At 43.5% G+C, this 25226-nt stretch carries 19 protein-coding genes; 14 read left to right on the top strand and 5 right to left on the bottom strand.

Annotation, left to right across the window (positions count from 1 at the left end; translation table 11 throughout):
• Positions 1-6 precede the first annotated feature (6 nt).
• The 8 genes from EW142_RS10045 (at position 7) to tsaB (ending at position 8912) form a co-directional block, all read left to right on the top strand.
• Entirely contained in the window at positions 7-1266 is a 1260-nt protein-coding gene (locus EW142_RS10045; RefSeq protein ID WP_130613463.1) for an ABC transporter permease, read from the top strand.
• A gap of 28 nt (positions 1267-1294) precedes the next feature.
• On the top strand, positions 1295-2407 hold the full coding sequence (locus tag EW142_RS10040) for an efflux RND transporter periplasmic adaptor subunit (protein ID WP_130613461.1): 1113 nt from the start codon (positions 1295-1297) through the stop codon (positions 2405-2407).
• Between the two features lie 98 nt (positions 2408-2505).
• Complete coding sequence (locus tag EW142_RS10035) at positions 2506-3207, top strand: ABC transporter ATP-binding protein (RefSeq protein WP_130613459.1); 702 nt, start codon at positions 2506-2508, stop codon at positions 3205-3207.
• Positions 3200-4429 carry an ABC transporter permease gene (locus EW142_RS10030; RefSeq protein ID WP_130613457.1) on the top strand — a complete coding sequence of 410 codons (1230 nt, stop codon included), beginning with the start codon at positions 3200-3202 and terminating at the stop codon, positions 4427-4429. Before EW142_RS10035 ends, EW142_RS10030 begins: the two co-directional genes overlap by 8 nt.
• Entirely contained in the window at positions 4429-5685 is a 1257-nt protein-coding gene (locus EW142_RS10025; RefSeq protein WP_130613455.1) for an ABC transporter permease, read from the top strand. The genes EW142_RS10030 and EW142_RS10025 overlap by 1 nt, the downstream gene beginning before the upstream one ends.
• 37 nt (positions 5686-5722) lie before the next feature.
• Complete coding sequence (locus tag EW142_RS10020; RefSeq protein ID WP_130613453.1) at positions 5723-6835, top strand: efflux RND transporter periplasmic adaptor subunit; 1113 nt, start codon at positions 5723-5725, stop codon at positions 6833-6835.
• A 48-nt stretch (positions 6836-6883) separates the two neighbouring features.
• Positions 6884-8221 (top strand): TolC family protein, encoded by a 1338-nt coding sequence (locus EW142_RS10015; RefSeq protein WP_130613451.1) that lies wholly within the window; start codon positions 6884-6886, stop codon positions 8219-8221.
• A 16-nt stretch (positions 8222-8237) separates the two neighbouring features.
• Positions 8238-8912, top strand: a complete 675-nt coding sequence (tsaB, locus tag EW142_RS10010; RefSeq protein WP_130613449.1) for a tRNA (adenosine(37)-N6)-threonylcarbamoyltransferase complex dimerization subunit type 1 TsaB — start codon at positions 8238-8240, stop codon at positions 8910-8912.
• Here the strand turns inward: tsaB and EW142_RS10005 are convergent.
• The 4 genes from EW142_RS10005 to EW142_RS09990 form a co-directional block, all read right to left on the bottom strand.
• Positions 8909-9730 (bottom strand): mechanosensitive ion channel family protein, encoded by an 822-nt coding sequence (locus tag EW142_RS10005; protein ID WP_130615660.1) that lies wholly within the window; start codon positions 9728-9730, stop codon positions 8909-8911. The two genes, tsaB and EW142_RS10005, sit on opposite strands and share 4 nt — an antisense overlap.
• A gap of 81 nt (positions 9731-9811) precedes the next feature.
• Entirely contained in the window at positions 9812-11923 is a 2112-nt protein-coding gene (locus EW142_RS10000; RefSeq protein WP_240740194.1) for a thioredoxin domain-containing protein, read from the bottom strand.
• A 65-nt stretch (positions 11924-11988) separates the two neighbouring features.
• On the bottom strand, positions 11989-12189 hold the full coding sequence (locus EW142_RS09995) for a dodecin family protein (RefSeq protein WP_130613447.1): 201 nt from the start codon (positions 12187-12189) through the stop codon (positions 11989-11991).
• Positions 12190-12257: 68 nt separating this feature from the next.
• Entirely contained in the window at positions 12258-13154 is an 897-nt protein-coding gene (locus EW142_RS09990) for a NifU family protein (protein WP_130613445.1), read from the bottom strand.
• A gap of 127 nt (positions 13155-13281) precedes the next feature.
• Between EW142_RS09990 and EW142_RS09985 the strand changes: the two genes are divergently transcribed.
• A complete protein-coding gene (locus EW142_RS09985) occupies positions 13282-14277 on the top strand; it encodes a PorP/SprF family type IX secretion system membrane protein (protein ID WP_130613443.1) in 996 nt (331 codons plus the stop codon).
• 49 nt (positions 14278-14326) lie between these two features.
• Here EW142_RS09985 and EW142_RS09980 read toward each other — a convergent pair whose 3' ends face one another.
• Complete coding sequence (locus EW142_RS09980; protein ID WP_130613441.1) at positions 14327-15499, bottom strand: vWA domain-containing protein; 1173 nt, start codon at positions 15497-15499, stop codon at positions 14327-14329.
• A 208-nt stretch (positions 15500-15707) separates the two neighbouring features.
• Here EW142_RS09980 and EW142_RS09975 point away from each other — a divergent pair, with 208 nt between their 5' ends.
• The 5 genes from EW142_RS09975 to EW142_RS09955 all read left to right on the top strand — a co-directional run bounded on the left by EW142_RS09975 (position 15708) and on the right by EW142_RS09955 (position 25211).
• Positions 15708-17915 carry a tetratricopeptide repeat-containing sensor histidine kinase gene (locus EW142_RS09975; protein WP_130613439.1) on the top strand — a complete coding sequence of 736 codons (2208 nt, stop codon included), beginning with the start codon at positions 15708-15710 and terminating at the stop codon, positions 17913-17915.
• A complete protein-coding gene (locus tag EW142_RS09970; protein WP_130613437.1) occupies positions 17915-18646 on the top strand; it encodes a LytR/AlgR family response regulator transcription factor in 732 nt (243 codons plus the stop codon). Before EW142_RS09975 ends, EW142_RS09970 begins: the two co-directional genes overlap by 1 nt.
• Positions 18647-18656: 10 nt before the next feature.
• Entirely contained in the window at positions 18657-19166 is a 510-nt protein-coding gene (locus EW142_RS09965) for a gamma carbonic anhydrase family protein (protein ID WP_130613435.1), read from the top strand.
• A 54-nt stretch (positions 19167-19220) separates the two neighbouring features.
• Positions 19221-20102: an ACP S-malonyltransferase gene (gene fabD, locus EW142_RS09960; protein ID WP_130613433.1), complete on the top strand. Its 882-nt coding sequence runs from the start codon at positions 19221-19223 to the stop codon at positions 20100-20102.
• 156 nt (positions 20103-20258) lie between these two features.
• Positions 20259-25211 (top strand): Calx-beta domain-containing protein, encoded by a 4953-nt coding sequence (locus tag EW142_RS09955; RefSeq protein WP_130613432.1) that lies wholly within the window; start codon positions 20259-20261, stop codon positions 25209-25211.
• Positions 25212-25226: the final 15 nt, after the last annotated feature.

Raw genomic sequence — 25226 nt, 5'->3', positions numbered from 1 at the left:
ATAAGCATGTTCAATAAAGACAGATGGCGTGAAATAATAGAGGTGCTTACCAGCAATGTCTGGCGTACGGTCTTTACCGCCTTTGGTGTATGTTGGGGTATTTTTATTCTGATTGTGCTTTTAGCGGCGGGCAAGGGATTGGAAAATGGCATCCGGGCCGACTTTGGTGATATTGCCACTAATACCATGTTCATGTGGACCCGAAGTACAACTAAACCCTATGAAGGATTACCAAAGGGTAGAAGCTTTGAATTCAAGATAAATGATGTTCAGGCCATAAGGGACAATGTGCCGAACCTTAGATTTATTTCACCCAGAAATCGACTGGGAGGATTTCGGGGAGGGAGCAATGTGGTTCGGGGAATCCGAACAGGGGCTTACAATATTTATGGGGACTATCCCGAAATCATCAATCAAGACCCCATGACCGTCACCTCAGGACGCTTTATCAATTACAACGATATCAACGAGAAAAGAAAGGTTGCTATCATTGGAAGAGGGGTAAAGAATGATCTTTACGAAAAAGGGGAAGAGGTTCTGGGTAGTTATATAAAAATTCAAGGCGTCAATTTCATGGTGGTGGGCACCTATAAGAAAAACAGCAATGATGGCGATGGTGAAGAAGCCCAAAAGGAAATTTATGTTCCCTTTACATCATTTTCCCAAGCTTTCAACCGTGGTGAAGATGTAGGTTGGATGGCCATTACCGCCCATGATGGAAGTTCCATATCCGTGTTGAAGGAAAAAATCATTGGGGTAATGCGGCAAAGACATAAGGTGCACCCCGAAGATAACCGGGCCATTGGACACTTTGACCTGTACGAGCAATTTAACCGGGTTGAAAGTCTGTTTGGTGCCTTGAAAGGAGTTGCGTACATCGTAGGGATTATGGTGTTATTATCTGGAATCATTGGTGTGAGCAACATTATGCTCATTGTAGTTAAAGAGCGCACCAAGGAAATCGGTATTCGAAGAGCACTTGGGGAGCAACCATGGTCCATAAAACTTCAGATTTTGATGGAATCCATCTTTTTGACCATTATTTCTGGAATGACAGGCATTATCTTTGGCTCTTTGGTAATATACGGAATCAACTCGTTGTTGGACAGTGTTGGACCAGTGGATATGTTCATCAACCCCAGTGTAAGCGTAGGTGTGGTCAGTGGGGCATTGCTCATATTAATGGTATCGGGACTTTTGGCCGGATTTATCCCTGCCAACAGTGCTATTCGGGTCAAACCCATAGAAGCATTGCGAACCGAATAATACGAATCAATCAAATCGACTATAAAAAATGAAAAAATCAGTTACCATTATCATCTTATTGCTCATCGTAATCGTATTCGGTGGGTCAATGTTTTATTTATATCAAAAAAATTCAGAGGACCCCATAGTCTACGAAACGGAAAATCCGAGTAAACAAACCATTGTTAAAAAAGCAGTGGCCACAGGTAGTATTCTTCCTTTGGAAGAGGTGCTCATAAAACCCAATATTTCAGGCGTTATCGAAGAGATTTATGTGGAAGGGGGAGACTATGTAAAATCTGGTGATCTTTTGGCAAAAATTAAAGTAGTTCCCAATTTGAATGCCTTGAATGATGCTCGAAATGCCATTGATGAGGCCAAAATTAATTTGGATGACCAAAAAAGAAACTATGAAAGGCAGTTGTCCCTTTTCAATAAAGGCGTGATTTCACAGGCAGATTTGGAGCGCGCCCAGGTTACCTATGATCAAGCCAAACAGACCTATGGAGCAGCCAATAAAAGGTTCGATATCGTAAATACAGGAACCACCAGCGGGTTTCGTAATGCTGCCAATACCCTAATTCGGTCCACTGTAAGTGGTATGGTGTTGGAGGTTCCTGTTGAGGTGGGAAACCAGGTCATCGAGAGCAATAACTTCAATGAGGGTACTACCATTGCTGCCATTGCCGATGTTGAAAAGATGATTTTCGAAGGCAAGGTCGATGAATCCGAAGTAGGAAAAATCAAAGAGGACCTTCCCTTGGAAATTACCGTAGGCGCCATAGAGAATCAAGTTTTTGATGCGGTCCTGGATTACATCGCGCCAAAAGGGAAAGAAGAAAATGGAGCCATTCAGTTTGAAATCAAAGGAACCTTGACTAAAAAAGATACCACCTTTATCAGAGCCGGGTTAAGTGCAAATGCCTCTATTATTCTGGCCAGAGCGGATAGTGTCTGGGCATTGAAAGAGGCCTTGGTCCAGTTTGATGATGATACCAAAAAACCTTTTGTTGAGATTGAGACGGCCGATCAACAATTCGAGCGACGAGACATAGAATTAGGGGTTAGTGATGGTATTTTTGTTGAGGTAAGATCTGGAATTTCCGAGAACGATAAGGTCAAGGTCTGGAACAGTGTTTCAGATGACGAAGAGGCCAATTAACCATTTAACAAAAATTTTAAACCTTTCTTGTAACATTTTATCAAATTGTAAGTCCTATTACGGGGGAGTTACAACCCAGATAGCTAACAGAACCAATCATGATAGAAATTAAAGATCTTCACAAGTCCTATAAAATGGGGAGCAATTCCCTTCATGTTTTAAAGGGAATAAATTTTACAGCTGAAGCAGGCGAATTGGTGGCCATTATGGGTTCTTCGGGTTCTGGAAAATCAACCTTACTCAACATTTTGGGTATCTTGGACGGTGCTGACTCAGGAGAATACACTCTCGATGGCGTCCCTATTGAAGATTTGACTGAAACCAAGGCTGCACAGTATCGAAACAAATTCCTTGGATTTGTGTTCCAGTCCTTTAACCTAATCAATTATAAAAGTGCACTAGAAAATGTGGCTCTCCCACTCTATTACCAAAAAGTAGGACGGAAGGAACGCCAGGAAAAGGCACTTAATTACTTGGATAAAGTGGGTCTAAAAGAATGGGCATCCCATCTACCCAGCGAGTTATCAGGTGGACAAAAACAGCGGGTGGCCATTGCTAGGGCGATGGCAGCAGAACCGAAAGTGTTGCTGGCCGATGAGCCTACAGGAGCCCTTGACAGTACCACCTCGTATGAAGTAATGGCCCTAATCCAAAAGATAAACGACGAGGGAAATACCATTTTGGTAGTTACCCACGAAGAGGATATCGCGCATATGTGTAAGCGCATTGTGCACCTAAAGGATGGGGTTATCGTTGAGGACAAGAAAGTGAAACAAGTTAGAGCCGAGCAATATGTTTGATAGGGATATTTGGCAAGAAATATTCAACACACTCAAAAAGAACAAATTACGTACTTTTTTGACTGGGTTTTCTGTGGGATGGGCCATATTCATTTTGGTTATGCTTCTAGCATCAGTAAATGGGATGCAGAACGGGTTCGTTGGTCAATTCAATGACGATGCCACAAATACTATTTTCGTTCGTCCAGGGACTACTGCGAAAGCCTATGCAGGTTTTGAGGCAGGTCGAAGAGTACAGTTAAAAAATGAGGACTTGGATTACATTGCCAAGAGTTTCCCAAAGGATGTGGAATACATTAGTGCAAGGTACTATGCGAATGCCACAGCAAGATATAAGAGTGAGACCGGTTCGTATCCTGTACAAGCTGTACACCCCGATCATCAAATTATTGAGAAAACCCTTGTCATTGATGGAAGGTATTTCAATGAAGCGGATGTAATCAATAAGGCCAAGGTAGCGGTAATCGGCAGGAAGGTGGCTGAAGATTTGTTTAAGGACGAGGACCCTCTAGGAAAGTTTGTGGAAATGAACAACTTGCCATTTAAGGTAATAGGCATTTTTACCGATGAGGGTGATGACAATGCCGAAAGAAGGGTATACGCCCCCATAACCACTTATCAGCGAATTTATGGCAATACCAACAACATTAATGTTATAGCCCTCACATATAATCCTACCTATGACCTTTCAAAGGCATTGGCCTTTTCAGGTCGTTTGGAAGAACTTATGAAAAGAAGGCATAAGATATCTCCTGAAGATCAATCAGGACTCTTTGTCTGGAACTACGCTGAAGCATTTGACGACATCAGTAGTTTCACCGCAGTTCTAAAGGCCATTGGAATTGGGGTAGGGTTTCTTATCCTAATTGCCGGCATTGTGGGCATCGGAAATATTATGGTGTTTACTATCAAAGAAAGAACCAAGGAAATAGGGGTGCGAAAAGCGTTGGGAGCTCGACCACGCCAAATCATAAACTTGGTCTTGTTGGAATCAATTTTCATCACTGCACTTTCTGGGTTTATAGGATTGATGTTTGCATGGACGGTATTGTCACTTGTAGGACCGGCAATTGAAACACCTGCGTTCAGCAACCCCTCGGTAAGTGGTGGAACCGTGGTTACGGCAACAATAATATTAATTATTGCTGGGGTCTTGGCCGGATTGATACCAGCCATTAAAGCTTCGAGTGTTAAACCAATTGTAGCATTAAGAGATAAGTAATGTGGTTATTTGACAAAGATTTATGGTCTGAAATTTTCCATACCCTGGGAAAAAATGCATTTCGAACATTTTTGACCATGCTGGGGGTCATATTTGCGATGATCATATTAGTGTTGTTATTAGGGTCGGCCAATGGAATGAGCAATGGATTTGACAAAGTATTTGCAGGTACCGCTTCAAATAGTCTTTTTGTTTGGGGGCAATCTACCTCAGAACCTTACAAAGGATTTGAAAGGGGAAGACGAATTCGATACAAGATTGAGGATGCCGAAATTCTGAAGCGCCAGATTCCGGAAATAGAGGTCTTGGCTCCCAGAATTGAACTTGGAAGCCACAGGGATATTGTTACAGTCTATCGAAAGGGTCAAACAAGTGGTTCAGCCGTGTATGGAGATTTTCCTGAAATTGATAACATAACTAAGAAAAGCTTGGTCGAAGGCCGATTCTTGAACAATAATGATATTGAACACTCCAAAAAAGTATGCGTCATTGGAGAGGAAACGTACAAGTTGCTTTTTGAGAAGGGAGAAGACGCCATAGGAGAGGAAATTCGAATAAATGGGGTTTTCTTTGCTGTAGTAGGGATATACAAGCCCAACAACAATATTAATATCGACGGAGAAAATGCCGTATTTATTCCCTTCACCACCTTTCAAAAAGCATTCAATTCAGGAGACCGCATGGGGTGGATGGCCATTGCCGTGGAACCTGACACCAAGGTGGCCATAGTAGAAAGAGACATCAAAAAAATCTTAAAGAACAAATACGATATACATCCAGATGATGAACGGGCCATAGGCAGTTTTGACATGTCTGAGATTTTCAACAATATCAGTGCGTTCACCAATGTCCTCAAAGGGTTTTCATTCTTTGTGGGAATCTTTACGCTGCTTGCTGGAGTTATTGCCATTAGCAATATCCTCCTTATCACGGTCAAGGAAAGAACAAAAGAAATTGGAGTACGAAGAGCTCTAGGGGCAACACCTATTATTGTAAAGCGTCAAATTGTTGTAGAAGCCATTGTGTTGACCGCTTTTGCAGGGTTAATCGGTTTTGCCTTGTCTGTGGGGATATTGTCGATACTGGATTCCTTATGGGGTAGCGGCGAGGATTTTCCGTTTGTGGATCCCATGATCAGCATTCCTCAATTTGGAATTTCATTCTTATTGATGGTAGGCCTGAGTGTATTGATTGGCCTATTACCCGCAAACAAAGCAGTTAAAGTTAAACCTATTGAGGCCCTCAGGGAAGAATAACCAATAAAAACTAAGGAAATAACAAATAGAAAAGAAAATGAACAAATATTTGAAGTATGGATTAATTAGTGTTGCAGTGATAGCGATTATGCTGGCCGTTGTATACTTTATTAAACAAAATTCCACACCCAAAAAGCTGTATGAGACTGAAACTGTTGAACGCAAGGATATCATTAATAAAGTCATTGTCACAGGAAAGGTAATTCCAGAGGATGAGATTAACATAAAACCTCAAATTTCTGGGATTATCGATAAGATTTTCTTGGAAGAGGGGGTTGATGTGAATGCAGGGGACCTTATTGCTGTCATCAAGGTCGTTCCCAACGAGCAATCTTTGAATCAGGCTGCAGGTAGGGTACGAAATGCTGAAATTTCATTGAATAATGCAAAAATCGAATTTGATCGGAACAAAACTTTGTTCGATAAGGGTGTAATTTCCAGTCAAGATTTTAACAACCAAAAGTTGACGTACGACCAAGCCCAACAGGAATTGACAAATGCCAGGACTGACTATCAAATTATCAAAAGAGGTTCCATTGGCGGTTCATCCAGTGCCAATACCAATATTAGAGCTACAGTTTCAGGAACCATTTTGGAAATTCCTGTTGAAGAAGGAGATCAGGTCATCCAAAGTAACAATTTCAACGATGGTACCACAATCGCCACCATTGCTGATATGAACAAAATGATTTTTGAAGGAGAGGTGGATGAAGCCGAAGTTGGAAAGCTTTCGGTGGGTATGCCGCTGGAAATAAGTTTGGGAGCTCTTGAAAAGGATAAGTTCAATGCCAACTTGAAGTTTATCGCCCCCAAGGGAGTTGAAGAGGAGGGAGCAGTACAATTTAAGATTGAAGGGGATTTGGTCATTAATGACAGCACCTATGTGCGAGCTGGATATAGTGCAAATGCGTCCATCGTCCTCGAAGAGAAAAAAGATGTCCTATCTATCAAGGAAGCGTTGTTGCAGTTTGACAAGGATACTGAAAAGCCTTTTGTGGAGATTGAAGTGGGCGAAAATGAATTTGAAAGAAAGGACATTGAGTTGGGCGTGAGCGATGGAATTGATGTGGAAGTGGTCTCAGGACTTGATGAGGATTCCAAGGTCAAGGTTTGGAATACACTTGAAAAGAAAAGTGACGAGGATTCCTAGTTGACAACCAGCAAGCAGAATAGATAACCAAAAAAAATCAAAAAACGAATGAGACTTAAAATAACCCTTGTCATAGTAGTCCTTGCTATGTCCTTTTCGAATGCCCAGATGCGAAAATGGACCTTGCAAGAATGCGTGGAATACGCCGTTGAAAACAATTTGAGCATCGAACAGTTCGAGCTGGACTTGGAAAATGCCAAAATCGATAAATCAGACGCCCTTGGGGCCTTTCTACCATCGTTAAATGGTGATTCAAGATTAACGGCGAGTACGGGTCTATCGTTTAACCCAACTACCCAAGAACCTGTAAACACAACAATTTTGAACTTTACAGGTAACCTTACATCGGCCATTACCCTTTTTGATGGTCTTCGGAACGTACATCAGTTCAATAGGGCCAAATTGAATGCTATTGCCAACCAGTACAGGTTGGATGATCTAAAGGATGACATTCGATTGAATGTGGCAAATGCCTATTTGCAAGTATTGTCCAACAAAGAGCAACTAAAGACGTTTGAGGCGCAGTATGCGGTCACGGAACAGGATTTGAAACGTACTCGTGAATTGGTTGAGTCGGGCGTATTGCCCAGGGGAGACTTGTTGGAGATTGAGGCCACGGCCGCCAATCAAGAACAGCAGATTATCAATGGCGAAGGATTGGTTTTGATTTCCAGGGTGAGCCTGGCCCAATTGCTTCAAATCACGGATTATGAAAATTTCGATATCGCCGATGAGGAATTTGGTATTCCGCCTTCTGATATCCTAAAGAACTCAGCCAAAGTGATATTCGATAAGGCACTCACCTTCAGAAACGACATTAGGTTTTCAGAAACGAGTGTAGAATTGGCAGAAAAAGACCTTCAAATTGCCAAGGGTGCCAACTACCCTACGGTTGGAGCATTCTTTAATTATAACACACGATACTCTGACCAAAACTTTGGACCTGATGGTAGTCTTATTCCCTTTACAGAACAGCTCTACGTCTTCGATGGAATTTCATATGGTGCCAGTTTGAACGTGCCCATTTTTAATGGCTGGAGCACACGAAACAGTGTGAGGCGCTCAAAAATCAATCTGGAACAGGCAAAGCTTCAGTTAGAACAGGATAAGTTGGCCTTGGAGACGAACATCCAACAAGCCTATGTTGATGTTACGACCTTTTTTAAGGCATATGAGGCAGCTCTAAAAACGATGGATGCCCGGCGTTTGGCCTATGATTATGCCAAAGAGCGGTACGATGTGGGATTGATGAATGCCTTCGATTTCAGTCAGGCCCAAGCTCGGGTCGATAATGCTGAGGCGGATGTAATTCGAACGAAGTACGATTACATTTTCCGACTTAAGATTTTGGAATTCTATTTTGGCATTCCCATCGCATTAAACTAGTATCTTTGTGGCCTTTATGGCCAAAATACTCAATTTAGAAACTGCGACTACCAATTGTTCCGTAAGCATTTCGGAAAATGGGAAGACTCTTTTTTTGAGAGAGAATAATGCCCTTAATTATTCCCACTCCGAGCAGCTTCATATTTTCATTGATGAAATATTGAAGGAGTCCTCACTCACTTTCCACGATTTGGATGCTATTGCAGTGAGCAAAGGCCCTGGGTCCTATACCGGACTCCGAATTGGGGTTTCAGCAGCGAAGGGACTTTGTTTTTCTTTGGATTTACCGCTTATTGCCATCCCTACCTTGGAAAGTATGGCGAGGCAAATCGAAATGGAAAAGGGTGAGGTTGCTATTCCCGTTTTGGATGCTAGGCGTATGGAGGTCTATTCTGCTGTTTTCGACTATCAATATCAAGAAATCAGGGAGACAAGGGCCGAGGTAATTGATGAGAATTCCTTTCAGGAATATGTTGGGACCAAAAAAGTGCACTTTATAGGCAACGGTGCTGCAAAATGTGCTGAGGTCTTAAAGCATGCCAACTTTGTTTTCAATACTACGATAATGCCATCTGCCCAAGAGATGGGAGCTATTGCCCATCAAAAATTTGAGCAGGCACTTTTCGAGGACGTGGCCTATTTTGAACCTTACTATCTCAAAGATTTTGTTTTGCAGGGCAAAAAAAGCTAGTCGGCTTCGTGAACCACTCTTTGTGGGAATGGAATTTCAATTTCCGCTTCGTCAAAACGTAATTTAGTTTGTTCGATCACATAAAAATGTGCTGGCCAAAACACGTCGTTCTTGGCCCAAAAACGAAGCGTAAGGTTCACCGAACTATCTCCTAATTCGCCAACGTAAACCTCAGGTGCTGGCTCAGCAAGGATATCTTCGTTTTCAGCACAAAGCTGCAATAAAATTTCCTTGGCTTTTTTGATGTTGGACCCATAGCTGATTCCGACATCAAACTTATCCCTTCGGGTATCCTCCATATTATAGTTGACGATGTTGCCGTTGGAAAGTTGTCCGTTGGGAATAATGGCAACCTGGTTCCCAAAAGTGTTCAGTTTAGTGCTGAAAATCGTTATCTGTTTTACACTGCCGTCCAGTCCCTGGGCAGAAATCCAATCGCCAACCTTGAAAGGTTTGAAAACCAAAATAAGAACCCCGCCTGCGAAGTTGGCCAAAGAACCTTGAAGGGCCAGGCCAACAGCTAAACCCGCCGCCCCTAGAAGGGCGATCAAAGAGGATGTTTTTACGCCCAATTGTGTAATTACCAAAACAAAAAGAAGAACTTTCAGTGTAATCTTTATGAAACTCTGCAAAAAGGACTCCAGCGTTTCATCATAGTCTTTCTTTTCAAAAAACTTTCGAACCATCCGGTTCAAAAAACCTACGACCCAAAGTCCTACGACAAGGATAATAATGGCGAGAATCAAGTTGGGCAGCATATTCCAAAACCAATCTATGGCCTGCTCTAGATGTTTTTGATAATTGGCAAGTTCTTTCATGTTCATTTTTTATTGAGGGTTCAACTTAACAAAAGCTCTGAACAAGTCAAAGCTTGCATTTTAAATTTTGGTTAAACTGGTTCAACGGACTTTTATTTGCTTGAATACTTCTTCGGCCGATGTCACCGGCAGTTTGCACGCACCTTCAATACATAAATATATCAAAGTCTTTCCTTCGCTGTACCGATTTTCTAACAGCCCAAGATTCCCTTCTCGAGCTGTACCTGCCAAAACACTGTTGGGGAGGTACTGGCCAGCAATTTCGGTTCCAATGCGTTTAAAATTAGTGCCCACAATGGCAATTTCATAGAAATTTTGGGATTCAAAGAGAACAAGATGTAACCAGTTCGCATAGCTTTGTGCACTCTTATCGAAGTTCTCCTGAACATTTTTGAGCATTTGTGCTGCCATATCCCCATAGCCTTCTTCTGGGAATAATTTGTGGAATTTTAAAAGGTTTTTGGCCATAATTGAATTGGAGGCTGAAATAACATTATCGTTGGTCTCAATACTACGTCGAATCAAGGAAAGGTCTTCATCCGAAGTAAAAAAGAACAACTTTGATTCGTTGTCAAGAAAATGCGACTTGGTGTAGTCCAATAGATTTTTGGCATGATTGAGCCACTTTTCATCAAAAGTCACCTCGTATAGATTCAGATAGGCCTCTGTAATCGTGGCGTAATCTTCTAAAAAGGCATTGATGGAACTTCCCCCATTCTTATGGTTCCTAAAAAGGGAATGGTCTTCTTTCATCAGCTCCTGCTCGATAAACAAAGCATTTTCGATAGCAAGGTCCAGATATTGGGCATCACCCAGATAGCGGAAGGCATCTACAAGCCCATTGAGCATCAACCCATTCCAGGAAGCAAGGATTTTATCATCCAAACGGGGTTTTGGGCGATTTTCCCTATGTTTTTTGAGCTTTTCAAGGGCCAGATTCATCTTTGTCTTCAGCTCGGATGGGCTGATATTGTGCTTTTTGGATACTTCTTCGGCTGATTTATCCCGAATCAAAACATAGTTTCCCTCTTCCCAAAGCCCGTAGGAATTAATGTTGTAGTAGTCTTGAAACAGAGGGAAATCGTCACCCACTAAGGTTTTAAGCTCATTTTCAGTCCAAACATAATAGGCACCTTCCTTTAGTATCTGATTTTCATCAAGGCTGTCGGCATCCAGGGAAGAATAAAACCCACCTTTCTCATCTTTTAGTTCCTCAATCACAAAATCGATGGTACGCTCTACTACTTCACGATAAAGTTCATTTTTGGTGACGCTATAGGCTTTTGCATACAAACTGACCAATTGCCCGTTGTCATAGAGCATCTTTTCAAAATGCGGAACGTGCCACTTGGTATCAACGGAATATCTAGAAAACCCGCCACTCACTTGGTCAAATATGCCACCATGCGCCATTCGCGTTAATGTGGTGTTCACATATTCCAAAATTTCACCATGTGAGGTCGCTGTGGCGTAGTGCAGCAGAAAATCCCAATTATTTGGCATCATAAACTTGGGAGCTCTCTTATAGCCTCCCAAAAAAGTATCAAAATATTGTGACCATTGGCTTACCGCGGCATCCAATTGGTCCATACTATAGAGGTTTTGCCCTTCTTTGTTTTCAACAAGATTGATGGCAGTAACCCCTTGTGATAAATTGTTGGCATATTCCTCAACCCTTGCTCTATCTTCCTTATAGATTTTTGAGAGCTGCTCAAGCGATTGTATCCAATTCTTTTTAGGAACATAAGTTGCCCCCCAAAAGGGCTTTCCGTTCGGTAGGGCCACAATGTTCAAAGGCCAACCACCATGACCCGATATCAACTGTATAGCGTCCATATAGATTTGGTCCACATCAGGGCGTTCTTCCCGATCGATTTTGATATTAATGAACCTCTCATTCATCACCTGAGCCACCTCTTCGTCTTCAAAACACTCCTTTTCCATAACATGGCACCAATGGCAGGAGGCATACCCAATGCTTATGAGCAAAGGCTTGTCCTCCTTTTGCGCACGTTCCAGAACTTCAGGTTTCCAAGCCTCCCAATTTACAGGGTTGTGGGCATGTTGCAATAAATAGGGACTGGACTCGTGTATGAGTGCGTTGGTATGCTTATGGGTCACATCATTCTTTTTTTGGGTACAACCAAAAGAGAAGCATAAGATCATGGATATGACAGAAAGCTTTTTGGTCATACTTTATGGATTAAACAAAAAAGCGCCTTGGAGGGGCGCTTTGTGTTTTTATTGTTTGTTTGAGGTCATTTGACCTCAAAGGTGATTTTAACATTCACCCGGTAATCATCAATCTTGCCATCCTTTACGGAAGCACTTTGTTCATTGATATACACAGATCGAATGTTCTTTACCGATTTTGAGGCTTGCTCCAGGGCATTTTTTGCTGCCTGTTCCCAACTTTCGTCGGAGTTTGCCAATACCTCAATAACTTTTAAAACTGCCATGGTTAATGTTTTTAAATTTTATTCAAGGTATAAAAAATCCCTGAAACCTCCCATTTTTACTGGGAGAATCAACCATTTATGGCAACCACTTCATTCACCTTGTCACCCATCATGTTTTTGAGCATGGTCTCAATTCCATTTTTTAGGGTAAAGGTAGAGGAAGGACACCCGCTGCACGCCCCTTGTAACACAACATTTACAGTTTTACTGTCCTCTTCATAGGATTGAAACAAGATATTCCCCCCATCACTGGCTACCGCCGGTTTTACATATTCCTCCAAGATATCTATGATTTGAAGGGAGGTATCGTCGTATTCAGCTTGTTCTATATGGTCTGGAACTGAGTTTTGGGGATTTGAAGCGGCCTCTGCCGAGACTACTTCTTTTCCATCTGCAAGAAAATCACGAATAAACTCTCGGACTTCCAAAGTAACTTCTTCCCAGTTTGCCATATCGTATTTGGAAACGGAAACGTAGTTTTCATCAAAAAACACCTCTTTTACAAATGGAAAATGGAAAAGTTCCCTTGCCAACTGGGAATCTTTGGCTTCATCGATGTTTTTGAATTCGAAAATAGCTGGAACAATCCTCTTATTGGCCACGAACTTCATAACCGCAGGATTGGGCGTTACCTCTGCATAGACGGTCACAGGCTCCTTTTTGCCATTCAATTCTTCATGAACCACGGGCTCACCGGCATTCAAGTACTCCACCAGCTGTTGAGCCACTTCATCTTTTACATCATCCCACTCAACGATATCAAATCGCTCCATGGCCACAAAATTGCCTGATATATAAACTGTTTTGATAAAAGGAAGGTAAAACAACTGTTGCGCGAGGGGAGAATTTTTCGCCTCATCAATATTTTTGAACTCGTAATTGCTCTTCACCAAGAACTGATTCGCCTCAAATTTTAATATTTTGGGGCTGTCAGTGGCAACCAAGGTAATGTTGTATTCTTTCATAGCAAGAAATTTGTACAAAAATACCAAAGTAAATATCAGCTTCAAAATATATAATAATGTAGTGTTAAAGCCGTTATTTAAATGTTTGATTATCGATAAATATCAACCATAGCCCCATTATCGTTTCATGAGACGCTACTTAACCCTATCAGTCCTGCTCTCCTTTTTTGCCTTTTCCTCAAAAGCTCAAGAAGGAATTCCGGTATATTTTGATTATTTGGCCGATAACTATTATTTGGTCTATCCTTCAATGGCAGGTATTGCCGAAGGGGGTAAAATAAGACTTACAGCCCGAAAACAATGGTTCAACGTGGATGAAGCACCAAGTCTTCAAACCTTGAACGGTAACTTTAGGGTCGGGGAACGCAGCGGAGTAGGGGCAATTCTATTCAATGATTCGAACGGATATCATTCACAAACCGGTTTTAAGTTCACCTATGCACACCATTTACAACTTGCAGGAGACTTTAGAACCTTGAACCAGTTATCCTTTGGTTTAAGTGTTGGAGCCATTTTGAGCAGTTTGGATGAATCTGAGTTTAGGTCCATTGTGCCAGATCCTGTTATTTCCGGAACAAAGAATACAACAAGTTACTTTAATATGGATTTGGGTGCGTCCTACAATCTATTTGAGTTCTATGCACACATCGCTGTATTAAATGTATTGGGAAGTGGACGTGATCTATATAGTGCAGCAGAATTTGATAATTTGAGAAGATATTTGTTCTCAGTGGGGTATGTTTTCGGAAACAACACCCGAATAGAACCCTCGGTACTCTTGCAATTGACCGAGTTCACTGAGGAAAAAACCATCGATATCAATGCCAAGGTCTACCGAGATGTGAGTTTTGGAACCGTTTGGGCCGGTCTTTCTTACCGTCGTAGTTTTGACGGAGCCCAATTTCAGCAGAACGGCGGCTTTGGCGAACAACGTTTGCAATTGTTCACACCGATTGTTGGAATAAACTGGGATAATTTCTTGTTTTCCTACAATTACTCCTACCAATCTGGGGATATCCGTTTTGACAATGGAGGATTTCATCAGATAACTCTAGGCTACGACTTTGGTCAGAGTGATCAGGGCAAACGCTATGATTGTTATTGCCCAGCAGCCAATAACTAAAAATGGCCCGTTGTAACAACGGACCATTTTCTACGGCTAATTCATTCAATCATTCATCCCATTTATAATTTTTCTTAGCCGCTTGATTTTTGATGGCACTCAGTAGAGCATTTTCCAACTCGCCCTCTTCTTCTTTTTTGTTCTCGGCGATATAAGCTTCCCGCTTTGCGTTTAACTCTTGAATTTCTTTCTGAATCCGTTGGCGTTCTTCCTTCTTACCGTCAATGTATTTTTCAATTTCCTTTTCAGACTTACCCTTGAGTTCGGTAGGGAGATCCTTGTCTGATAATTCAGAAAGCTCAATTTCATCATCCTCAATGGCATCCACTAAATCCCATTTTGAATTCTTGTACATTCTTGAACTCTTGCTTACCGCTCTTTTTACGACTACCGCCTCCTCCAACTCGGCTGCGTTTGAATCTTGGGCCGATTGCATGGCCTTTTTTTGGCTTCCCAAGGCCCCATAAGAAATATAGGTGTTATTGAGTTGGGAGTTGAGCTTGATGATTACATCATCATACGGGGTCTTAATATGCACCACCTGCTTGTTATGGTCAATGGCCATGTACTCGCCTCCAGTCAATGTGGCACCGGTTTTCCACTTAGTGGAAATCCCTTGCTCATAATTTCCGCAGAATATAGTGTTGACTATGATGTCTTTTTCCTTGGCATTCATAGCTGCATCCCTATAGCTGAGTTTGCCTTGGGTAAAAGGTTCATTCCCGGCGATAAAGATCATTTTTAAATCGTCGTTGTTTTTTCCCCAATCCAATTGTTTCAAGGATGTATGAATGACCTCGCCGCAATACTCTTCACCGCCATTGGTGGTCAATGAAAAGAGTTTTTCAGAAATTTCATCCAAATCACTACTGAACCCGATTACTTGGCGAATGTATCCCTCTCGGGCCGATAGGTTGTCATTCCCATACTCATATAGGGCAATTTGAAGAGAGGGTCTAACCTCATTGCCACATTTGGCATGGGTAAATTCATTTACAATGTCCCAAAGTTGTGCCTTTGCCTGATTAATAAGCCCGTCCATACTGTTGCTTGTATCAAGAAGTAGGGCTATTTTCACATATTGTTCCTTGGGTTTATCCGCTGTGTATTGCGTATTTAGGGCAATACTTTTTTGACTATCGGATTTTAAGTTACAGCTATATACATTTCCCAATATGAAGGAAAAGAAAGCTATGCTGACCAAAAGTTTTGTTTGTTTCATGACTAAAAGTTTTAAAAATCTGGGATAAAAGTAGGTTGAACAAAAAGCAAGAAAAATCCAGAATGAGTGAATAGGTCATGACATTGAGTGAATGGGAACCACGGCTTCGTAATGTGGGAAAAAAGGGCTCATTTAGTTCAGTTTTGCTCGAATTCCCATTTTTTAAACCGGCTGTAATGAAGTAAGTTTACCCTAACTTATAGTGTATATGGGACGCAAAAAGTACATAACCCTTGTAGTTGTTTTTTGTTGTGTTACAGGATTTGCCCAAGTAAACAACTCACGCTCTTTGCTGACTATCGAAGGTTCAGTAAAGGGAAAAGAAACCCTTGCTCCAATTTCGGGGGTTTCTGTATCTACTGATAAGGGAGAGTACACCACCACAAATCGATTGGGAGAGTTTCGAATCCAAGCTGCTTTGGGGGATATCTTGATTGTTGAAAGCCCCGATTTTGAAACCGTACGTCACCGGATAAAGTCCAATGAGGATATTGATGTTTTGGTCATGGGTTACGCGCCCGACACAAGAAGCACAAGGTCCAAAAAGGCAATATTGGGTAACGCAATGAACCACCAGCGTTTTTTAGATTCCGCCAACTTTTATAAAAGAACCGATTTACAAAAGAGTATCGATTTCATAGCAAAATCGATTTCCAATTTGGGCAAAAGGGGAAATAAGGCTGAGCTTTCCAAATCCTTGACGGCGTTGGGTGAAATTTATACATATCACAGGCAATACGATTTGGCCATTGCCAATCTGAAAGATGCCCTAAGTGCAAGTTCTTCTTCCAGAACAATTTTACTTTTAGGAAAGGCCTATAACGCCAATGGGGAGTTCAAAAATGCAGAAACAGAATTGTTGCCCTTAATGGATGTAAGGGATTTGGTGCCCTACCAGCGTGTGGAACTTTATGAAGCCTTGGGAGACTCCTACAAAGGGCAAGGAGATTTTAATAAGGCGGTGGATTTTTATCAAGAAGGTCTGACCATAGCGCAAAAGAATCAGATTTCACCAAAAATTATTGACTTAAATTCTAAAATTGGCGAGAGCTTTTCACAACAAAACAGAATTTTGGAGGCCGAAGGCTTTTTCAATAACTCATTGAGCCTTTCCAAAGAAGTGGCCCCAGAACGTGTCGTAAAGGAAAACGAGAAAGTAGCCGATTTTTACAATGATGAACGCAGATATGATGAGGAAATTCGCCTTCGAAAGCAAAGTTTGAACGAGTTGGCCCAGTTGCCAAAGCCAGTGCCGTCAACAAAAGCTGAGGTTCTGGATGATCAAGATTCCATTACCTCTCAGCGCATCAATTACAAAATCGCAAATGCCTATATCGCACAGGACAAACTTGATGAGGCAATACCCTATCTGCAGCGGAGTATTGTTGAGGCGGATAGTGAAAACGATTTGGTGGTTCAAAAAGATGCTACCCGAAAACTCTCTGAAGTATACCGATATAAGGGAGATTTTTCAAAGGCCCTAGAGTCATATCAAGAATATGTAGCGGTTGTGGATAGTTTGTACATCTTAAAAGAACAAGAAATCTCAAGGGCAGCTCGGTTCAATCGCGAGATAGCAACTAAGCAAAACCGTATTTCAAGTTTGGAGCAAGAACGGCAATTGTCCCAAAGTAAATACGATTTGGCGGTCACCGAACAACAGTTGTTCGAGGAAAACAGCAAACGCCAAAAGTGGATTATTTATACCTTACTTATGGCGATGGTGCTATTGGGCTCTACTGCCTACTTCTTTTACCGAAGCAACAAGCAACAAAAATTGGCGAACAATTTATTGGCCCTAAAGTCGCTTCGTACCCAAATGAATCCACATTTTATTTTCAATGCCCTGAATTCGGTGAACAATTATATTGCCAAAAGCGACGAGCGGAGCGCGAATCGGTTTTTAAGCGAATTTTCGGTTTTGATGCGCAGTGTTCTCGAAAACTCGGAAGAGGATTTCATTCCACTTTCCAAAGAAATGGAACTGCTGGAGCTTTATGTTAAATTGGAGCATTCCCGGTTCGCCGACAAATTTGATTATGAAATCAATGTAGATCAAACCATCGATGTAGAGGCGTTTCAAATACCGCCCATGCTATTGCAGCCCTATATCGAAAATGCCATTTGGCACGGTTTGCGGTATAAAGAAGAAAAAGGATATTTACATATTGATGTAAACCCAATGGATAACGAAACCCTTCAAATTACGATTACGGACAATGGCATCGGGCGCAAAAAATCAGCCCAATTGAAGACCCAAAACCAGAAAAAACAGAGATCTAAAGGTATGGGGAACATCAAAAAACGTATTCAAATATTGAACGATATGTATAAGAATAGGGTCGCTGTTGTTATAAGCGATCTCAACCATGACCAAACGGGTACAAAAGTCTCACTGCAACTGAAAAAGAAATAATGGAATTAAAAATGATAATCGTTGAAGATGAGGCCACCAGCAGAGAGATTCTTCAAAACTATTTGGCAAAGTATTGTCCTCAGGTCAAGGTTTTAGGAGAGGCTTCCAATATCACCGAAGGTCTCGAATTGATTAAAAAGCATAACCCAGACCTTATCTTTTTGGATGTTGAGATGCCTTTTGGCAATGCGTTTGACCTTTTGGACAAAGTGCCAGACCGAACCTTCGAAACCATTTTTGTAACGGCATACAACCAATATGCGATGGATGCCCTAAACAATCATGCCGCCTATTATTTGATGAAGCCCATCAACATTGATGAATTGATCAAGGCAGTTGAGTATGTTGTTGAAATCAAACAAAAAGAGAATGCTTTGGAAGGACAAGTGCTGAAGGCCAAAACCACCAAGGCCGAGGGAAAAATAACCCTGCCGCAGCAAGACGGATTTCAGGTTTTGAACGTTGGGGATATTTTCTTTTGCAAAGCGGATGACAATTACACAGAAATTTACCTAGAGCACAAGAAGATTTTGGTCAGTAAAACACTTAAATACTTTGAAGATGCCCTAAGTGAATATTCCTTTGCACGGATTCATAAATCCTATTTGGTGAATGTTGGAGAGGTTGTGAAGTACAGAAAAGGAAAGGGCGGTAGCGTGGTATTGTCAAATGGGAAAGAGCTATCGGTTTCAGCTTCCAAGAAATCAACCTTGTTATCATACTTTCAATAGATATTAGATCATGATCATGAAATCAGTTAGGGGAAAATCCCCAAAAATGGGAAAGGATTGTTTCATTGCTGAAAATGCCACTATCGTTGGTGAGGTGGATATGGGGGATGAATGTAGTATTTGGTTCAATGCCGTAGTCCGTGGCGATGTACATTTCATAAAAATGGGAAATAAAGTCAATGTTCAAGATGGGGCCATAATTCATTGTACTTATGAAAGGGCGCCCACTACGATTGGAAACAATGTTTCCATAGGTCATGGCGCCATTGTGCATGGGTGTACGGTGAAGGACAACGTATTGATTGGAATGGGAAGCATTCTAATGGACCATTGCGTTGTAGAAAGCAATTCCATAATTGCAGCCGGAGCGGTGGTTACCCAAAGAACCCACGTGGAAGCAGGAAGTATTTATGCTGGGATGCCCGCAAAAAAAATCAAGGACATTAGCCCTGAATTGACAGAAGGCGAAATCAATCGAATTGCCAATAACTATGTCAAATATGCCAGTTGGTTCAAATAGAAAGAGAAAACAAATTATCGCTATTTTAGCACCGAATCAAAACAGAACACACCAATGAACGCATATATTTTCCCTGGGCAGGGTGCCCAATTTGTCGGAATGGGACTTGACCTCTATGAAGCACATCCCATTGCACAGGAACTCTTTGAACAAGCCAATGATATTCTCGGATTTTCCATAACCGACATCATGTTCGAAGGAACTGCTGAGGAATTAAAGCAAACCAAGGTGACACAGCCCGCGATTTTTTTACACTCTGTGATTTTGAGCAAGGTACTTGGAGAGGGTTTTGTGCCCGATATGGTGGCAGGGCATTCGTTAGGTGAGTTTTCTGCCTTGGTGGCCAACGGTACCTTAAACTTTGAAGATGGATTGAAGCTGGTCTCCCAACGGGCAATAGCCATGCAAAAAGCCTGCGAATTACAACCCAGCACAATGGCGGCTGTTTTAGGATTGGATGATGAGGTTGTAGAGCGAATTTGTGAAGAAACCAAAGGAATTGTGGTACCGGCAAATTACAATTGTCCCGGGCAGTTGGTGATTTCAGGTGAGGTGGAGGCAATCAACCTGGCCTGTGAAAAGATGAAAGAAGCGGGGGCACGAAGAGCTTTGGTATTACCGGTTGGAGGTGCATTTCATTCACCTTTGATGGAACCTGCCCGCGAAGAATTGGCAGCAGCCATTGAGGGCACCCAATTTAACAACCCAACGGCACCCGTCTATCAAAATGTAACTACAACGGCGGTCACCAACCCTGATGAAATCAAAGCTAATCTCATATCCCAATTGACAGCACCCGTTAAATGGACGCAAAGTGTACAGCACATGATAGCGGACGGAGCCAAATCCTTTGTGGAAGTCGGCCCGGGCAAGGTCTTGCAAGGACTGGTTCGAAAAATTGACAATTCGGTGGAAACGGCTTCGGCTACAGTTTAAAAATTCTTAAAAAAATACTTTAACACCATTCACCCAAGAAACGGAGATTTAATCCTCAAAGTTGGGGGAATCCTTCTTTTTTTTAGTAATATTGGTTCTGCCCTAAATCTCCGAACAAAACCTACAATGGCCCTAAATTAATAAGCAAACTAGGTCATGTTGTCCTTATCTAAGATTACCTCAAATTCAAACCATGCATTCTTTGGTTCAAAACTCATTTTGGGGTTTGTTTTCATGCTTTTTTTTGGATTTAATTCGTTTGGACAATCCAACATCGATATAGACAGCCCTGCATCGGTCCCCGAGGGCGATGTTGGCACCAGTACGATAGATTTCACGGTTTCCATAGATGCCTCAGATCCTTTGGCGGATATCACGGTGGACTTTTCCATTACTGGTGGAAACGAGGATGGCACAGGAGGCACCTTGACGTTTTCAGCAAACACAACAACCTTGTCCCAGACGGTGAGCGTGACCACAACTGGGGATACCTTGATCGAAGCAGATGAGTTGGTCAGTGTGACCTTGAGCAACGAGAGCGCGAATGCCACGATTGTGACGGCTGTGGGGAACAGTTCATTCACGGACGATGATGTATCGAACATAAGCATAGACAGCCCTGCATCGGTCCCCGAGGGGAATGTGGGCACCAGTACGATAGATTTCACGGTTTCCATAGATGCCTCCGACCCTTTGGCGGACATCACGGTTGACTTTGCGATAAGCGGAGGCAACGAGGATGGCACAGGAGGTACCTTGACGTTTTTAGCAAACACAACAACCTTGTCCCAAACGGTCAGCGTGACCACAAACGGGGATACGTTGCTCGAGGCCGACGAAACAGTGAGCGTCACCTTGAGCAACCCGAGTGCCAATGCCAATATAGTCACCGCAGTTGGGAACAGTTCATTCACGGACGATGATGTATCGAACATAAGCATAGACAGCCCTGCATCGGTCCCCGAGGGCGATGTTGGCACCAGTACAATAGATTTCACGGTTTCCATAGATGCCTCCGACCCTTTGGCGGACATCACGGTGGACTTTGCAATTAGTGGCGGCAACGAGGACGGCACGGGTGGCACCCTGACCTTTTTGGCTGGGACCGCGACACTTTCCCAAACGGTAAGTGTGACCACCAACGGCGACACGGTCATAGAGGCCGACGAAGCGGTGAGCGTCACCTTGAGCAACGAGAGCGCGAATGCCACGATTGTGACGACTGTGGGGAACAGCTCCTTTACCGATGATGATGCCTCAAGCATCAATGTGGACAGCCCTGCATCGGTCCCAGAGGGGGATGTTGGTACCAGTACGATAGATTTCACGGTATCGATAGATGCCTCCGACCCTTTGGCGGACATCACGGTTGATTTTGCGATAAGCGGAGGCAACGAAGATGGCACGGGCGGCACCCTGACCTTTTTGGCAGGTACCGCGACACTTTCCCAAACGGTAAGTGTGACCACCAACGGGGACACGGTCATAGAGGCCGACGAAGCGGTGAGCGTCACCCTGAGCAACCCGAGTGCTAATGCGAACATAGTGACAGCTTTAGGGAACAGTTCCTTTACCGACGATGATGCCTCAAGCGTCAATGTGGACAGTCCTGCATCGGTCCCCGAGGGTGATGTTGGCACCAGTACGATAGATTTCACGGTGTCGATAGATGCCTCCGACCCCTTGGCGGACATCACGGTTGACTTTGCGATAAGCGGAGGCAACGAGGACGGCACGGGTGGCACCCTGACCTTTTTGGCGGGCACCGCGACACTTTCCCAAACGGTCAGCGTGACCACAAACGGGGATACGTTGCTCGAGGCCGACGAAGCGGTGAGCGTCACCCTGAGCAACCCGAGTGCTAATGCGAACATAGTGACAGCTTTAGGGAACAGTTCCTTTACCGACGATGATGCCTCAAGCGTCAATGTGGACAGTCCTGCATCGGTCCCCGAGGGTGATGTTGGAACCAGTGCGATAGATTTTACGGTATCGATAGATGCCTCCGACCCTTTGGCGGACATCACGGTTGACTTTGCGATAAGCGGAGGCAACGAGGACGGCACGGGTGGCACCCTGACCTTTTTGGCAGGGACCGCGACCCTTTCCCAAACAGTCAGCGTGACCACAAATGGGGACACGGTCATAGAACCGGATGAAGCAATAAGTGTCACCTTGAGTAACCCAAGCGTAAATGCGAACATAGTGACAGCTTTGGGGAACAGCTCCTTTGCTGACGATGATGCCTCAAGCATCAATGTGGACAGTCCTACATCGGTCCCGGAGGGCGATGCTGGAACCAGCACCATAGATTTCACGGTATCGATAGACGCTTCGGACCCTTTGGCGGACATCACGGTGGACTTTGCGATAAGCGGAGGCAACGAAAATGGCACTGGGGGTACCCTGACTTTTTTGGCAGGCACCGCAACCCTTTCCCAAACAGTCAGCGTGACCACCAATGGCGACGTAACCGTAGAACTGGACGAAGCGGTGAGTGTCACCCTGAGCAACCCAAGCGCAAATGCGAACATTGTGACAGCTGTTGGGAACAGCTCCTTTACCGACGATGATACATTCAACATCAACATCAATAACCCAACTGCCACAGCTGAGGGGAATGTGGGCACCAGTACGATAGATTTTACGGTTTCCATAGATGCCTCCGACCCTTTGGCGGACATCACGGTTGACTTTGCGATAACCGGAGGAAACGAAAATGGCACGGGTGGTACCCTGACCTTTTTGGCGGGGACTGCGACGCTTTCCCAAACGGTAAGCTTGACCACCAACGGCGACACGGTGATAGAGGCCGATGAGGCGGTGAGCGTCACCTTGAGCAATCCAAGTGCCAACGCCAGTATAGTTACCGCTGTTGGGAACAGTTCCTTCACTGACGATGATACCTGTGCTGCCGGAACAATAGCTCCTGCCTTGGATGGGGCTATAGCTACTGAATTCTGTGATAATCTAGTCCAAGATCTGGATGAATATACCATAAGCACTGCTCCTCCAGGGTCTTCTCTCCGCTGGAGTGCCAATTCAGATACCAGTGTGACAGGGGATTATCTTCCTACAAGTACAGTGACAGCAGAGGGTACCTACTTCGGTTTTTTCTATGATGCCCTTAATGATTGCGCTAGTCCAACCTTGAGTGTTACACTTTCCTTGAGCAATACGCCTTCATCCGGGACTGCTACAAATACGAACACTTGTGATAACTCCAGCGAAGGTGACAGTGTGGTGGATTTGGATGACCAATTAACCGGTGCAGACTCAGGTAGCTGGAATTTGTTCAGTGCTCCAGGTGGTGCATCCATTACCATTAACGCGAGCAACATTGTAAACTTTAACGGACAACCTTTGGGGGATTACATTTTTCGATATACAACTTCTGGAGCAGTAGCCCCTTGCGTGAATCAAACTACCGACCTCACAGTATCTGTAATTGATTGTTCCATTCCCTGCGATGCTGGAAATTCGGCACCAACTTTGGACACGTCACAGCCCTTAGAGTTTTGCGATGCCGTGAGTGCTGATCTAAACGACTATGTAACAGACACAGCGCCGGCAGGAAGTGTACTGACGTGGAGCACCAATCCCGATCCCTTGGACACTGCAGCGCACAGAAGCAACAATGTCATTGCTCCGGGGTCCTATTTTGGTTTCTTTTTTGATGCGGCCAATAACTGTGCAAGTCCGGTTTTAACGGTTACCCTTGCATTGAATATAACACCTACAGTTGATAATCCCCAAGGAGATACCCGATGTGGCGAGGGGACTTTGACCCTTACCGCAGAGACCGAAGATAGTGCTGTGCTAAGTTGGTATGCCGCAGCTACAGGAGGAGCCGTTTTGGGAACCGGCCCTTCCTTTGAAACGCCTTCCATTGCGACAACGACTTCCTTCTTTGTAGAGACCACGGCCAATGGATGTACTTCCGCAAGATCAGAGGTCATCGCCACAGTAAACGAAGAGCCTGCTGCTACAAACACCATAGCCTGTAACGTCGCCGGAAATGGAGGTCCTACCATCATTGATTTGGATGATACTCTGACAGGTCCAACAGCCGGCACTTGGGCCATCATATCACAGCCCACCGGAGGGACATCAACTGTTGGAGCTGGAAATGCTGTCAATTTTGAAGGACAACCCGATGGGGACTATGTTTTCGAGTTTACCGTTTCAGGAGATATATCTCCCTGCACGAATACCTCAGTTCAGGTTACAATTTCGGTAAGTGCATGTGTGATTGATACAGATGGGGATGGATTGACCAACGCTGAAGAAAACGATTTGGGAACGGACCCCAATAATGCAGATACCGATAATGACGGACTAACGGATGGAGAGGAAGTGTTGGCCGTAGATGACCCCAGCACCACAGCGGTACCTTCTGGTCCTTCTGATCCATTGGATGATTGTGATCCCTTTTTAACGCCTGCATGTGATCCTGAACCTATTGATTTGGCAATCACCAAAGAGGTTGATAATACGAGAGTATTGGTAGGAGCCAGTATCACATTTACAATAACATTGGAAAACACGACTATGGACAGGGTGTTGGACGTGGAAGTAGAAGATATAATTGGCACTGATGCTGGGTATACCTATGTTTCGGATACACCTTCCAGCGGTACGTATGATGCTACCACTGGAATTTGGACCATCCCAGAATTGCTTCCAGAACAGATTGTGACCTTGGAAATTGTGGTTACCGTTACAGGAACCGGACAATTGTCGAACACAGCCACCATTACGTCCACATTTCCCATAGATAACAATCCGGCGAATGATACGGCAACCGTAACTTTTGAAGTGGTAGCAAGTCCGTGTACCGACCCCGGCACCTTGTGTAACATTTTTTCACCCAATGGGGATGGCATTAACGATACCTTGGAGTTCGTTGATCCCCTTAACGAATTTCCAAATGCCAGATTGGAAGTGTTTGACCGTTACGGCAACAGCGTATTTGAGATGGATGGTTATGATAGTTCTTGGGATGGTACGGGAAGCAATGGCAATTTACCTAAGGGGACTTACTTCTATCTCTTGGATTTAGGGGATGGGTCAGAAGTTCAAAAAGGTTGGATTCAAATCATAAGATAAAGTATGGGGCTTAAG

Origin of the sequence: Flagellimonas allohymeniacidonis (genome assembly GCF_004296335.1) — a bacterium.
Taxonomy (GTDB): domain Bacteria; phylum Bacteroidota; class Bacteroidia; order Flavobacteriales; family Flavobacteriaceae; genus Flagellimonas; species Flagellimonas allohymeniacidonis.
The sequence above is the reverse complement of the archived record's forward strand: the minus strand, read 5'-3'. Positions and strand labels throughout refer to the sequence as shown.

What these genes read in the sequence shown, in the direction of transcription:
- EW142_RS09965 (WP_130613435.1), top strand. Translation starts at nt 18,657, where the DNA reads ATGATCATGAAATCAGTTAGGGGAAAATCCCCAAAAATGGGAAAGGAT.
- EW142_RS10035 (WP_130613459.1), top strand. Translation starts at nt 2,506, where the DNA reads ATGATAGAAATTAAAGATCTTCACAAGTCCTATAAAATGGGGAGCAAT.
- EW142_RS09980 (WP_130613441.1), bottom strand. Translation starts at nt 15,499, where the DNA reads ATGAAACAAACAAAACTTTTGGTCAGCATAGCTTTCTTTTCCTTCATA.
- fabD (WP_130613433.1), top strand. Translation starts at nt 19,221, where the DNA reads ATGAACGCATATATTTTCCCTGGGCAGGGTGCCCAATTTGTCGGAATG.
- tsaB (WP_130613449.1), top strand. Translation starts at nt 8,238, where the DNA reads ATGGCCAAAATACTCAATTTAGAAACTGCGACTACCAATTGTTCCGTA.
- EW142_RS09955 (WP_130613432.1), top strand. Translation starts at nt 20,259, where the DNA reads ATGTTGTCCTTATCTAAGATTACCTCAAATTCAAACCATGCATTCTTT.
- EW142_RS10045 (WP_130613463.1), top strand. Translation starts at nt 7, where the DNA reads ATGTTCAATAAAGACAGATGGCGTGAAATAATAGAGGTGCTTACCAGC.
- EW142_RS09990 (WP_130613445.1), bottom strand. Translation starts at nt 13,154, where the DNA reads ATGAAAGAATACAACATTACCTTGGTTGCCACTGACAGCCCCAAAATA.
- EW142_RS09975 (WP_130613439.1), top strand. Translation starts at nt 15,708, where the DNA reads ATGGGACGCAAAAAGTACATAACCCTTGTAGTTGTTTTTTGTTGTGTT.
- EW142_RS10040 (WP_130613461.1), top strand. Translation starts at nt 1,295, where the DNA reads ATGAAAAAATCAGTTACCATTATCATCTTATTGCTCATCGTAATCGTA.
- EW142_RS10020 (WP_130613453.1), top strand. Translation starts at nt 5,723, where the DNA reads ATGAACAAATATTTGAAGTATGGATTAATTAGTGTTGCAGTGATAGCG.
- EW142_RS09995 (WP_130613447.1), bottom strand. Translation starts at nt 12,189, where the DNA reads ATGGCAGTTTTAAAAGTTATTGAGGTATTGGCAAACTCCGACGAAAGT.
- EW142_RS09985 (WP_130613443.1), top strand. Translation starts at nt 13,282, where the DNA reads ATGAGACGCTACTTAACCCTATCAGTCCTGCTCTCCTTTTTTGCCTTT.
- EW142_RS10025 (WP_130613455.1), top strand. Translation starts at nt 4,429, where the DNA reads ATGTGGTTATTTGACAAAGATTTATGGTCTGAAATTTTCCATACCCTG.
- EW142_RS10015 (WP_130613451.1), top strand. Translation starts at nt 6,884, where the DNA reads ATGAGACTTAAAATAACCCTTGTCATAGTAGTCCTTGCTATGTCCTTT.
- EW142_RS10005 (WP_130615660.1), bottom strand. Translation starts at nt 9,730, where the DNA reads ATGAAAGAACTTGCCAATTATCAAAAACATCTAGAGCAGGCCATAGAT.
- EW142_RS10000 (WP_240740194.1), bottom strand. Translation starts at nt 11,923, where the DNA reads ATGACCAAAAAGCTTTCTGTCATATCCATGATCTTATGCTTCTCTTTT.
- EW142_RS10030 (WP_130613457.1), top strand. Translation starts at nt 3,200, where the DNA reads ATGTTTGATAGGGATATTTGGCAAGAAATATTCAACACACTCAAAAAG.
- EW142_RS09970 (WP_130613437.1), top strand. Translation starts at nt 17,915, where the DNA reads ATGGAATTAAAAATGATAATCGTTGAAGATGAGGCCACCAGCAGAGAG.